This window comes from Brevundimonas sp. (assembly GCF_013912065.1).
Classification (GTDB): Bacteria; Pseudomonadota; Alphaproteobacteria; order Caulobacterales; family Caulobacteraceae; genus Brevundimonas.
The window spans coordinates 117,852-130,311 of sequence record NZ_JACESA010000008.1 but is presented as its reverse complement, the minus strand read 5'-3'; the positions used below and the strand labels follow the sequence as shown (position 1 = coordinate 130,311).

Sequence of the window (12,460 nt, the reverse complement as noted above, 5' to 3'; positions counted from 1 at the left end):
TTGACCCTCGCCGCTGGCGTCGCCGAAATGGGGGTACGGAAGGCATGATCCGTTGGCGGGTGATTTGCGACGGCGGCGCAAAACCGAGTGCGACTAAGCTTCTGCGGCATCGAACGGATCATCGGCGGTCTTCGGCCGAAGGCGTCTAGTGACCTAGGCTGGCGGTCGCACGGCGCAGACGACGCCGATGGCGCGCCGCAGAAGTAGGCTCGGGTTCGGCAGGGTTCGCAGCTGAAGTCGATCTGAAAGCGGAGACGGTGCGCTTCGTCGGAAGAGAGCCCAAACCAATGTGTGCAGACCGGCAGGTCGGATAGCGCAGGCGCCGTGGCGCACCAGCCTCTACCCCGCGTGGTTCTCAGGCGCCCTGTTCCTTCGATTCTTGAGGATCGGGTTCACAGTCTGCGGCGGGCCTGTGGTGCCTGTCGTTATGGCGCGTTGCGAACTGATGGGTAAGGCTCGCGGGATATCCAGTGACCGGTTGAACCGACTGCTAGCGTTTACGCAGGCGCTGGTGGGCCCCGAAGCGCATGAACTTTCGACTATGCGCCGACGAGCAGTAATCGGCGAATTCTCGCGTGATGCTCGAGTTCCGCGTCTAGGCGATCGGCGAGGCGGCGCTTAGCGACCTGCGGTCTGCGACGCGGCGGCGCCTCTACAAGGCGTTGTCGTCCAGACCGGCGCCCTGCCGGTGACAGCGGTTGAGCGGACCCGCTGTGCCGAAGCGCGACTGGACCGTGACTCACTTTGTCCGGCCTTCCCTTGGTAGATGTGTCTCTGCTTGCCGGCCGCCACCAACTGATCCGGTTTAAATCCCTGAAGCCGAGTTTGTGGATGAACCCGCCGTCGAGTGTTTTTGTCGGGGGCCGGCCGGCTTCAGTTTCATTTCGTGAGGGGCGGGGGCGCGTGCCGCGTAAGAGACAGTAGGGGCGTCCCTTCCTAGGAGTTTGAGTTGACCCGTTTCAAAATCGCATCGCTCGCCGCGACCGTCGCGGCGCTTTCCCTGGTCGCCGGTCAGGCGGATGCACACGCGCGTCTCGTGAGCGCCACGCCGGCCGCCGGCGCTGCGGTCGCGGCGCCGCGCACCATCAGTCTCACCTTCAGCGAGCGCGTGGCGCCGGCCTTCTCCGGTTTCGATCTCGTCAATGCGGCGGGCGCGACCATCCGTGTCCAGACACGGGTGTCCGAGGACGGCAAGACGATCTCGGGCGCTCCGGCGAGGCCGTTGGCGGCCGGGGCCTACGTGGTCAACTGGCGGGTGGCGTCTCCGGACGGGCACCGGATGACGGGGTCCACCAACTTCTCGGTCCGCTGATCAGATGGAGACAACGGTCGTCCTGCTGAGGCTGGGGCAGTACATCGGCGCCGTCCTGCTGTTTGGCGTCCCCCTGTTCTTCGCGTTCAGGATGCCCATGTCGGACGCGGCCGCCGAAAGGTGGCCGCGAACGACGCTGCTGGTCGCCGCCGTGGCGACCGTCCTGGCTGCTCTCGCCAACCTCGTGGTCCAAACCGCCGTGATGGCGGGATCGCTGACCGAGGCGCTGAAGCCGGAGTCGCTGTCCTACGTGGCATTCGGCACGGGCCTGGGCGTCGGCTTCCTGGTTCGCGCGGCGATGGCCCTTTTGGCCGCCGTTCTGCTGATCAGTCTGAAACCGGGACGCGGCGGCTGGATCGTGCTGACCGTCGTCGGCGCTGTGGTCAGCGCCAGCCTGGCCTGGACCGGTCACGGCGCGGCGACGGAAGGCGCGGGCCGCTGGCCGCATCTGATCGCCGATGTCGTTCACGCGCTCGCCGCCGGACTCTGGCTCGGCAGTCTGGTCGCGTTGTTCCTGATGCTGCGGACCCGCCACGGGCACGCGGCGGGCGCGCCGGTGACTCACGCCGCCCTGGAGGGGTTCGCCGGTCTGGGAACGCTCGCCGTCGTCCTGCTGACGATCACGGGTCTGGTGAACAGCGCCTATCTGATCGGGTTCAGCCGGCTCGGGAGCCTGTTGACGACGCCCTACGGCGTTCTTCTGATCCTGAAACTCGTCCTGTTCGCCGGCATGCTGGCCCTAGCGGCCTCGAACCGCTTTGTCCTGACCCCGCATCTCGGATCGGCGCTCGAAGACGATCACGCCCGTCCGCTCGCCTTGCGCCGCCTGCGGCGCAGCCTGGCGCTGGAGACCGTGCTGGCGGCCCTGCTGCTTCTGATCGTGGCGATCATGGGCACCCAGGCGCCCCCCGCCGCCATGATGTGAACCTCGCCGAGCTTTTGTGAAGGATCGGCCTACAGCGCGGGAACGGGAGACTTGGCCGCGGGGGAGGTCGATCGCGACCCCGACTGCGGACGATTGAACCAGGCCTGGGTCGGTCGGTCGAAGGCGTAGCGGAAGACGGCGGCGCCGCCGAAAGCCGCGGCCAGGCCGACCGCCCAGGCGGTCCATTGCACTGACGGACTCCAACTCCGCCAATCGACGGCGTCGAGCACGCCGAACCACACGATCCGGATCACTTCGTTGGTCAGGAAGATCGCGAACGCCATCAAAGCGAGGTGCTCGACCAGCCTGGACGGGCTCCGAACCGGCAAGGCCCCGGTGGCGAAGATGATGACGGTCAGGAGGCCGAGGGTCGCCAGATTATGGGGTCCCAGAGCCTGCAGACCCGCCACAGCGACCACGGCGGAACCGCCCAGACCGGCGGCCAGACGGGGCGGGCAATAGACCTGCCGGGCGAACAGAGCCACGGCGACGCCGAGGGCGAACAGCGGAAAGGCCCGCAGGAAGCCGAGGCGCAACGGCATCTCGTAGATCGGCAACCCGAAGGCGGCGTGGGCGGACAGGTTGGCGGCGAGCAGCCCGCCCACCCCAAGAGCGAGGATCAGCCATGGGGACAGGCCGCGCGCCGCGCGAGCGAGGAAGGGCAGGCTGACGTAACAGCCCAGGAGCGCCGAGAGCGTCCAGGTCGGCGCGTTCCATCCCTCTCCGCCCGGCACCCCATAGGCCTGCACCAGAAAGAACTGGGCGGGAAACCGGGACCAGTCGAACCATTCCGGGTGGCTGGGTGTTTGGCCCAGGATCGCCGCCGTCAGCACCAGCCCCGCCAGGGCGAGGCTGACGGTCATGTGGGCCGGAACCACCCTGAGAAATCGCTGACGGTAGAAGACGGAAAGCGGAATTCGCCGGTTCGCGAGCCGCTCGCCGTAGACGCGGGCGAGAACGTAGCCGGAGTCGATGATGAAGAAGTCGGTCAGCAGATAGCCGCGGTCGAAGACCGGATGGAAGAGCGGCAAGGGGATCGGAGCGGCCTCGCGGAAGTGATAGAGGACGATCATCGCCCCCACGACGAAACGCAGAAGGTCGAGCCAGCCGCCGCGCGCGATCGGCGGCGGGCGTCGGCGCTCCGGGGGTGCTGGATCTTCCGTCATCCAGCCATCATCCCCCCACAGGCGCCAAGGAAGGCTTGCCCGACACGGTGAACGAGGCCTTGCCGCCGGTGGTCGCGCGTAGGGGTTCGCGCGGGGCGGTGTGAGTGCATCAGGCCTCGAGTGGCGACCAGCGGAGGGCAAGACCCGGGAATCCGGCAAACCCTTCCGCTCCCTCGCCCGCTTGTCCTCAGCGGGTCGGTTTCGATCGAGGCGAGCGGCGTCGGGGCTTTCCGAGGAAGGCCCAGGCGCCGACCACCCCCAGGGCCGCCATGGCGACGCCGCTGAGCGCCGTCACCGCGCTATAGAGCCAGCCGCCGACCGAACTGGCGTGCAGGGGGTAGAAGGCGTTGTAGGCCCGGACGCCGGTCGGCAGGGCGTTGGCGTCGGAGGTCGCGACCGCCCGGCTGGTGGCCGGATCGATGGTCACGGTGGTGCGGCCGTTGGGATGCCACTCGCCGGGCTGCTTCAGACGGATCGTGGCGGGCTTGCCCGGTGCGGCGGGGCGGACAACCATGCGCGGGATCGCTTCGGGGAAGCGGGCCTGGGCCTCTGTCAGGGCGTGGGCCCAGTCGACGTCCCCGGTCCCGACCACCGGCGCCGGCGGCGTCGGGACAGCCCCCAGCAGGGCCTGGGTCGTGCCGTGAAAGACGATGGCCGCACCGGTGATGCTGAAGACGACCAGCGGGATGGCGAAGATCAGGCCGAGATTGCGATGGCTGCCGATCAGTTCGCGCCGGGCCCCCGAGCGGGGCCAGACCCGCCAGCCGGTGGCGCGCCAGGCGGGAATCCAGACGATCAGGCCGGTCAGGATCATCACCGCCAGGGTCAGGCCGGCGCCGCCGGCAACCAGCTTGCCGGTGTGACCGGCCAGCAGCTCGTGGTGAAGGTCGAAGATCCATGTCTCGGCTCGCGCCGGGCCCCACCAGCGGTCCACCACCTTGCCGTCGGGGTCGGCGTAGCCGAAACCGTCCTCGGCCAGGTAGAGCCGGTGAACGCCGACCGCCCCGCCCGGCAGGACCACCGAGGTGAGGCGGGGCTCGGCTGCCTCGAGCCGGTCCAGCGCCGCACCCAGACGGGCGGCATCGAGATCGATCTCGGCGCGCGCGGCGGGGACGGTGGCGCGGATCCAGTCGTCCTCGAACACCAGCAACGATCCCGTCAGGCCCAACACCACGGCCAGGATCGAGAGGGCGGTCCCGGCCCAGGCGTGGAGCGTGCGGATCGCGCCCATCACCGGCTCAGAAGCTCCGCGTCAGGGTCACGGTGGCCGTGCGCCCGCGACCGGCGAAAAAGCGCAGATTGTCGGTCGGCCCCTGTGTGTCCGAGAAATAGGAAATGTACTGCTCGTCCAGCAGGTTCTGCACCCCCAGCGACACCGTGCCGAAGCCCGCCTCATAGCGGGCCACGGCGTCGAGCACCGTATAGCCCTCGAAGCCGTTGGCCGCGGGCTCGCCGTCAAAGTCGCGTGCGAGATAGGTCTGGGCCTGAAGGCGCAGGGCGATCGGGCCTGTCTCGTACTCGCCCCACAGCAGCAGGCGGTCGGGCGAGATGTTCGCTCCGTTCAGGTCGCGGTCCAGATCGCCGTCGCCGTCGCTGTCGCTCTGGCCGTCCAGCGCGGCGTAGCTGCCGCCAAGGGTCAGGGCGTCCGTGGCGCGCCATAGTCCCTTCAGCTCCAGTCCATCGATCCGCGTGGCCTGGCGCTGCACCTCGAAGATGCCCGAGGGCAGGCGGTTCAGCAGCGAGCCGCGTTCGGCCTCGGACCGGAACACGGCGGCGGACAGCTCGACGCGCGCGCCGCGGTATTCGACCCCGACCTCGGTGTTGTCCGACACCACCGGCTCGACGTTGAGGAAGGTGTCGACGTCCTGATTGGGGCGGTTGATGCCGCGCAGCACCCGACCGACGTCCGGCATGGTGAAGCCCTGGGCGAAGGAGCCGTAGACGAGGAGAGCCGGAGTCACCTCGAAGGCGGCGCCGATATTGAACAGCGTCTCCTCGAAGCCCGGCTCGCCGCCCGCCACCGTCTGAGGGCCGTAGGCGTATAGGGTCTGGAAGTCGTCGACCTTAAGCTTCGCCGATTCACGCCGCACGCCCGCCGACAGGCTGAGGCGGCCCGCCAGGACCGACTGGTTCAGCTGCAGGAAGGGCGACAGGCTCTCGTAGGCGGTCTCGGGCACCCAGTTGCGCCCGGTCAGGATCAGTTCCTGATAGGTCCGGTCGCGCAGGCCGTCGAGGCCGACCAGGGCCTTGAGGCCCGCCAGACCGGGAACCTGGCCCTGCCAGTCGATCTTGAAGCCCAGCTTTTCCGAGTTGTTGGCCGACTGGTCGAACAGGGTCCCGACCGGGGCGATGCGGGGGTCCTGGAAGTCCGGGAAGCTGCCGCCGCCGAATACGCCCTGGTAATCGTGGGCGAAGACCTGGGCCCGCAGGACGCCGCCGAACAGGTCGCGATCGGTGTAGGTCAGGGCCGCAGAGGTCACCGCGTTCGAGGGCTGCTCGCCCGGCGCCGCGCCGCGCACGGCGGTGGTCGGGACGCCCGTCGCCCGGTCGCCCGCCACGGTCACATAGTCGCCGTCGCCTTCCAGATCGAAGCGGTTGACCCAGCCCTCCAGCCGGCGATCGCCGCCCAGGTCCCAGCCACCGCGCGCAAGCAGCGAGACGGCTTGCGAGTCCTGGACCTCGCCCTGGGCGCCGTCGAAGCCGACGCGGCTGCCGTCAGCGTCATAGTAGGCGCCGCGGGTCTCGAAGGCCGCGCCCACGGTCAGGTCAAAGGCGCCGAAGTCACGGCCGCCGATGGCGGCGATCTTGGCGCCGACGCCGTCGCCCTGCAGCTCGTCGTCGGTGGTGACCTGGGCCATCATCCGCCCGGTCAGGCCCTCCGCCTCGGACGGCTTGCGGGCGGTGACGTAGTTGACCACCCCGCCGGTGGCCCCGATGCCCTGGATGGCGTTGGAGCCGAAGATGACCTCGACCCGGTCGATGAAGAAGGGATCGATGGTGTAGCCGTCGCGGCTGTCGTCGCGCAGCGGCGTCGACTGCGGCACGCCGTCGACGAGATAGAGCGGCGAGCGTCCGCGCAGGGTCTCGCCGAAGCCCGACAGCTTCTGCCGCGTCGGCGAGAAGGAGGGCACCAGGGCCGCCACCGTATCGACGGCCGAGGCGGCCAGCGCCGTCTGCTGGACGATGGCCTCGGCGTCGATGAGCTCGACCGTGGCGGCGATCGCGGAGCGCGGGGTCTCGATCCGGGAGGCGGTGACCACCACCTCGTCCAAAAGCGTCGCGTCCGGGGTGGGCCCCTCCTGGGCCGCCGCGGGAAGCGCGGCCAGCAGCAGCGGCAGGAGGGCGACGGTGGCGAGGAGACGAGGGGACATGGAGCTCTTCAGGGGAACGACAGGGAGGGCGTCTGACCACAGGCCTTGTTGCGAGTCAATCGCACTCGCATCTAGCCAGCCTGGTGTTGGCTTCTTCGTGGCTATCGCAGGGGCCGAGCAGCGCTTGACCTGCGGGGCGGCGAGAGGAAAAGAGGTTCATGGCCAAATACGCGCCCCTCGCAACCTATCTGCGGCGTCAAAGGCGGACCGAAGTGGTGCTAACGTTCCGCGATATCGAACGCATCATCAGCGGCCTTCTTCCGAAGGCTGCGGCGACGGAGGGCTGGTGGAAACCTGAGCGCGGCGCGCCCGCGACGCCACAGCATCTCGCCCTGGCGGACGCCGGCTTCGTGGCCGAGCCGCATCTCCGAACGGAGACGGTGCGGTTTATCCGCGACGGAGGTCCTCGCGACGGGTCGATCGGAGGTCGGGATCGGCCGGTTCTCGACGACGGCGGTGTCATCGCCAACGAGCGGACGGCCGTCGCGAAGGGCGAAGAGACCGGTCGGCTCAGCGGTCGTCAGGCTCACGGAGCGCCGGCGGGCTGAGCGCGGCCGGGGCGAGCTCGTCGCGACGCCTGTCGAACCGGCGCCTTATCCAGGTTCGGCCGGGCTTTTCGACGAGCAGATGCAGCGCCGCCGCGATCAGGGCCGTGGCGATGAACAATCCGATCAGTTCGACCGGCGTGATGCGGAAGGTGCTGTCGATGCCGCGCAGTTCGGCCACGACGCCCTTCCAGGCCACGATCACCGGCATGTGCACCAGATAGAGGGCGAAGGACGCTTCTCCGGCGAAGACAAGGCCCGGGGCGGCGAGGGGGCCCTCGCAATCCGCCCGCGCGAGCAGGGACCAGGTCAGAATCACGGGGGCGGCGAGGGCGACGATGGTGCGATCGTCCAGTGACAGCTGCATCGCGCCCAGCAGCAGGACGGTCGTGGACAGGGCGGCCGCGGCGGCCACGGGCGGGCTCCAGCGCCAGCGATGGCCCAGCCCGTAGAGCGCCATGCCGACCAGGAATTCGGGGACGATCCGGAGAATGCCGAGGGAGTCCTCAGCTCGCGGAAGGACCTTGCCGAACGCCTGGACGTAGAAGGCGTCGAGGGCGACGAACGCCGCGGCCCCGATCCCCAGCAGCACCCACGGCCGCGCTCGCAGACGGAGGGCCAGCCAGGCGTAGGCGGGGAACAGCAGATAGGCGAACCATTCCGCCGACAGGGACCAGCTCGGGCCGCTCCAGTTCAACTCCGCATCGGTCGGAAACCAGGCCTGGATGAGAAACAGCGTCTGGAAGAAGGCCAGCGGCCCGTAGCCCTCGGCGTCGAAGCGGACGCCGGCGGCGGTCGCGCCCAGCACCATGATCAAGGCGCCCGTCAGAACCGCGACGTGCAGGGGATAAAGCCGCGCGAGCCGGGCGACGATGAAACGCCGGTAACTGAAACCGCGGCTCGCGAAGGCCGGACCGTAGACGTGCGCCAGAATGAAGCCCGACAGCATGAAGAAGGCGTCCACCGCCAGCCGGCTTCGCTCGATGATCGGGCTGAAGCCCAGGGCCGGATCCCATTGGAGCTGATAATGGAACAGCACCACCCCCAAGGCGAGGAAGGCGCGCAGACTGGTCAGGGCCCTGAGATCGGCGGGATAGCCGTCTCGGGTCGGCGGTACGGATGTCATTCGCGATGGCCCCCCAAGGGCGGCGGATCAGCACCGCCGCCATATTGAGATACGCATCGGGCGGGAACATCCCTCATGCGCGACGCCAGACGGGGCCGGCCGGTCATACGGGACGTCCAAGTCTGGCTCGGGGCTCGGCATGCCCTCGGCCGGTTTGCCAGCCTGGACCGCTGCGGCTCTGGGTGAGGCCGCCCCCAAGACATGTCATGTCCCTCAGCCAGACGAGAGGATGTCCAGGCCGACCGCCGGGCCTGGCGACCAAACGCCGGGAGTCCGTCCCCGGCTAGCGGGAAGCGCGGCCGAGAAGTTCGATCAGTTCGGACGCCTTGGCCTTGCGGTCGGCGAGATCGTCACCCGCGATCGCGCCCATGACGCAGTGATCCATGTGGTCCTTCAAGACCTGGCCCTCGACACGCGACAGCGCCGCCCGAACGGCCTGGAGCTGGGTCAGGACGTCGATGCAGTAGCGGTCCTCCTCGACCATTCTGGAAAGACCACGCACCTGTCCCTCTATGCGGCTCAGGCGGTTCAACACCTTCGGCTTGATCTCGGTCTGCATCCTGTTCCTCGTTCCGACCGTTCGATCCTACCTCACCGTCACACCTTGCGCGATACCCCTGTGGGGTATATTTGTTAGTGAGGTTGTCTGAGGAGCCGTCATGGCTACGTCATCCCATTCCCATCCCGCCGGTCACGGCTGTTGTTCGAACAAGACGCCTCAAGCCGGCGCCCAGGCGATCGATCCGGTCTGCGGCATGACCGTCGATCCGGCGACCACGGCGCATGGGGCCGCCCACGCGGGGGAGGAGTATGTCTTCTGTTCGGCGGGCTGCCGGACCAAATTCGTGGACGATCCGGATCGCTATCTCGGCGAGCGGCCCGAACCGGCTCCCGTCACGCCCGGTGCGATCTACACCTGTCCGATGCATCCCGAGGTGCGCCAGGAGGGACCGGGCTCCTGTCCGATCTGCGGCATGGCGCTGGAGCCGGAGACCGTCACCGCCGAGGCTCCGGTCAATCACGAACTGATCGACTTCACCCGTCGCCTGTGGATCGGCGCGGTTCTGACGCTGCCGGTCTTCGCGCTTGAAATGGGCGGCCATCTGACCGGGCTGGCGATGCGGATTCCGGGCCAGACCTCCAACTGGATCCAGTTCGCCCTGGCGACGCCGGTCGTGCTGTGGTCCGGCTGGCCGTTCTTCCAGAGGGGCTGGGCGTCCATCCGCAATCGCAGCCTCAACATGTTCACCCTGATCGCCATCGGCGTCGGTGCGGCCTGGATCTACAGCGTGGTCGCGGTTCTGGCGCCGCATCTGTTCCCGGCGGCGGTCCGGCGGATGGACGGCAGCGCGCCGGTCTATTTCGAGGCGGCGGCCATCATCACCGTCCTGGTGCTGGTCGGCCAGATCCTGGAGCTTCGGGCGCGCGAACAGACGTCGGGGGCCATCAGGGCCCTGCTGGACCTCGCCCCGAAGACCGCGCGGCGCGTCCGCAACGACGGCGGCGATGAGGACGTCACCCTCGATCTGGTCGCTGTGGGAGATCGGCTGCGCGTCCGTCCCGGCGAGAAGGTGGCGGTCGACGGAGAGATCTTGGACGGCCGGGTCACCCTCGACGAGTCCCTCGTCACGGGTGAATCCATGCCGGTGACCAAGGACGTCGGCGACAAGGTCGTCGCCGGGTCGCTCAACAAGACCGGCTCGTTCGTCATGCGAGCCGACAAGGTGGGCGCCGACACCCTCCTGGCGCAGATCGTCCAGATGGTGGCGCAGGCCCAACGCAGCCGCGCGCCGATCCAGCGGCTGGCCGACAAGGTGTCGGGCTGGTTCGTTCCGGCCGTGATCGGGATCGCCGTTCTCGCCGCGATCGTCTGGGGCCTGGCCGGCCCCGAACCGCGGCTGTCCTACGCCCTCGTCGCCGCGGTCTCCGTGCTGATCATCGCCTGTCCGTGCGCCCTGGGCTTGGCCACGCCGATCTCCATCATGGTCGGGGTGGGGCGCGGCGCTCACGCCGGGGTGCTCATCAAGAACGCCGAGGCGCTGGAGCGCTTCGAGAAGGTGGACACCCTGGTGCTCGACAAAACCGGCACCCTGACGGAGGGGCGCCCCTCGGTGACGGCCGTCCGGCCAGCCGACGGGTTCGACGAGGCCGAGCTTCTGAGACTTTCCGCCAGTCTTGAGCGGAGCAGCGAGCATCCGCTGGCGGACGCCGTCGTTCGGGCGGCGAGCGACCAAAATCTGGTTCTGTCCGAGGCGTCGGACTTCGACAGCCCCGTCGGGCGCGGCGTCACCGGGGTCGTCGACGGCCGCCGCGTGGCGCTCGGCAACAGCCGCTATCTGGCCGAGATCGGCGTCGACGTCGGGCCTCTGGAAGCCGGGGCCGATACGCTTCGCCAAGACGGCGCGACCGCCATCTTCGTCGCCGTGGACGGGGCTGCGGCCGGCGTGCTGGGCATCGCCGATCCGGTCAAGGCGACGACCGCCGAGGCCATCCGCGATCTGAAGGCGTCGGGGCTGCGTCTGGTGATGATGACCGGCGACAACCGTACAACGGCGGAGGCGGTGGCGCGCCGGCTCGGCATAGACGACGTTCAGGCCGAGGTTCTGCCCCAGGACAAGGCGGCGGTCGTCGAGCGGCTGAGAGCGGAGGGTCGGATCGTCGCCATGGCCGGAGACGGTGTGAACGACGCCCCGGCCCTGGCCGCCGCCGACGTGGGGGTGGCCATGGGCGCCGGCTCGGACGTCGCGATCGAGAGCGCCGGGGTCACCCTTCTCGGCGGCGATCTCCAGGGCCTCGTCCGGGCGCGCAAACTGTCCCGTGCGGTGATGAGCAACATCCGCCAGAACCTGGTCTTCGCCTTCGGTTACAACACCCTCGGCATTCCGATCGCGGCGGGACTGCTCTACCCGGTCTCCGGCCTCCTATTGTCGCCGGCCCTGGCGGCGTTGGCGATGGCCCTGTCCTCCGTCAGTGTGATCGCCAACGCGCTGCGGCTCCGGGCCGTCCGACTCTGATGGACGTCCCATGGCCAGAAGGCCGTCGCAGACGAGAGCCGCGGCGGGCGCCAATACGCATTCCGGCGACCGATCCCTCGCCTGATCCAACGGCGTTCGGGAATATTTAATCACGGCGGAACCGTGGCTCCGGGGCCGGATTACGCTGGACGATGTCCGGCGTGGGCAGTCGGGGCAAGGGACCAAACTCGCACCCGCCGCAACGTTGTCGGACGCATCGATCGTCTGGCCGTCCGGCGATCCGCCGGCGACCCCCTCAAGCGGAGACTCCCTATGCTCACCCCGACTTTCACCCGCACGTCTCTCTTGGTCGCCGGCTGTTCCGCTCTCGTTCTGGCGGCCTGCAGCCCGGCGGCGGAACCGCCGCCGAACACGGAGGCCGAAGCCTCGGCTCAGACGCAGGAGCCGATGGCCATGGCGCAGACTCCGTTCTCCGCCGCCGAGGCCAAGATGCACGAGGCCATGATGTCCGCCATGGGCGCGGATGCGGGCGAGACATGGGCCCGCAAGATGATCTCTCACCACCAGGGCGCGCTGGACATGTCCGAGATCGTGCTGAGGGACACACAGGACGCGGATATCCGTCGCATGGCCCAGAAGACCATCGAGATGCAGACCGGCGATATCGCCGAGCTGCGGCGCTGGCTTGAAACGAACGTGGGCGCCGCCGCCGGCGCGGCGGCTCCGGGCGGAAGCGCGGAAAATCCATACGCGACGGCCGAGGCCAAGATGAAGGACGCCATGATGGCCGCGACCGGGGCCGACACGGACCAGACCTGGGCTCGCAAGATGATTGCGCATCACCAGGGCGCCCTCGACATGGCCCAGGTGGTGTTGCGCGAAAGTCAGGACGCCGACATCCGGCGCATGTCGCAGAAAACGATCGAGATGCAGACCGCCGACATCGCCGAGTTGCGCGCCTGGCTGGACTCCCATCCGGCCGGCGCCGCCTGATTGGCGATCGGAATGTGATTGAAGAGCGTTGTCGCGAAAGGAGCGAT

At 68.7% G+C, this 12,460-nt stretch carries 11 protein-coding genes; 6 read left to right on the top strand and 5 right to left on the bottom strand.

Features of this window, described 5'->3' with window-relative positions:
- The first annotated feature begins 289 nt into the window (after window positions 1-289).
- The 3 genes from H2037_RS17415 (at window position 290) to copD (ending at window position 2,237) form a co-directional block, all read left to right on the top strand.
- Window positions 290-622 (top strand): chromate transporter, encoded by a 333-nt coding sequence (locus H2037_RS17415; RefSeq protein ID WP_082854037.1) that lies wholly within the window; start codon window positions 290-292, stop codon window positions 620-622.
- 327 nt (window positions 623-949) lie between these two features.
- Window positions 950-1,312 carry a copper homeostasis periplasmic binding protein CopC gene (copC, locus tag H2037_RS09115; RefSeq protein ID WP_066551017.1) on the top strand — a complete coding sequence of 121 codons (363 nt, stop codon included), beginning with the start codon at window positions 950-952 and terminating at the stop codon, window positions 1,310-1,312.
- 4 nt (window positions 1,313-1,316) lie between these two features.
- Entirely contained in the window at window positions 1,317-2,237 is a 921-nt protein-coding gene (gene copD, locus H2037_RS09110; protein WP_066551019.1) for a copper homeostasis membrane protein CopD, read from the top strand.
- A gap of 29 nt (window positions 2,238-2,266) precedes the next feature.
- Here the strand turns inward: copD and H2037_RS09105 are convergent, their stop codons facing one another.
- From H2037_RS09105 to H2037_RS09095, 3 genes are all read right to left on the bottom strand, one after another.
- A complete protein-coding gene (locus H2037_RS09105; RefSeq protein WP_066551020.1) occupies window positions 2,267-3,403 on the bottom strand; it encodes an acyltransferase in 1,137 nt (378 codons plus the stop codon).
- Window positions 3,404-3,590: 187 nt separating this feature from the next.
- Window positions 3,591-4,634: a PepSY-associated TM helix domain-containing protein gene (locus H2037_RS09100; protein ID WP_066551022.1), complete on the bottom strand. Its 1,044-nt coding sequence runs from the start codon at window positions 4,632-4,634 to the stop codon at window positions 3,591-3,593.
- Between the two features lie 7 nt (window positions 4,635-4,641).
- Window positions 4,642-6,774, bottom strand: a complete 2,133-nt coding sequence (locus H2037_RS09095) for a TonB-dependent receptor (RefSeq protein WP_161638708.1) — start codon at window positions 6,772-6,774, stop codon at window positions 4,642-4,644.
- A 158-nt stretch (window positions 6,775-6,932) separates the two neighbouring features.
- On the opposite strand from H2037_RS09095, the gene H2037_RS09090 reads away from it, so the two are divergent.
- Complete coding sequence (locus tag H2037_RS09090; RefSeq protein ID WP_066551023.1) at window positions 6,933-7,322, top strand: hypothetical protein; 390 nt, start codon at window positions 6,933-6,935, stop codon at window positions 7,320-7,322.
- Here H2037_RS09090 and H2037_RS09085 read toward each other — a convergent pair.
- Window positions 7,285-8,445 carry an acyltransferase gene (locus tag H2037_RS09085; protein ID WP_066551024.1) on the bottom strand — a complete coding sequence of 387 codons (1,161 nt, stop codon included), beginning with the start codon at window positions 8,443-8,445 and terminating at the stop codon, window positions 7,285-7,287. The two genes, H2037_RS09090 and H2037_RS09085, sit on opposite strands and share 38 nt — an antisense overlap.
- 283 nt (window positions 8,446-8,728) lie before the next feature.
- On the bottom strand, window positions 8,729-9,004 hold the full coding sequence (locus H2037_RS09080) for a metal-sensitive transcriptional regulator (RefSeq protein WP_066551027.1): 276 nt from the start codon (window positions 9,002-9,004) through the stop codon (window positions 8,729-8,731).
- A gap of 100 nt (window positions 9,005-9,104) precedes the next feature.
- On the opposite strand from H2037_RS09080, the gene H2037_RS09075 reads away from it, so the two are divergent.
- On the top strand, window positions 9,105-11,459 hold the full coding sequence (locus H2037_RS09075) for a heavy metal translocating P-type ATPase (protein ID WP_174086269.1): 2,355 nt from the start codon (window positions 9,105-9,107) through the stop codon (window positions 11,457-11,459).
- A gap of 273 nt (window positions 11,460-11,732) precedes the next feature.
- On the top strand, window positions 11,733-12,413 hold the full coding sequence (locus tag H2037_RS09070; RefSeq protein WP_292120582.1) for a DUF305 domain-containing protein: 681 nt from the start codon (window positions 11,733-11,735) through the stop codon (window positions 12,411-12,413).
- The last annotated feature ends 47 nt before the right edge of the window (window positions 12,414-12,460 follow it).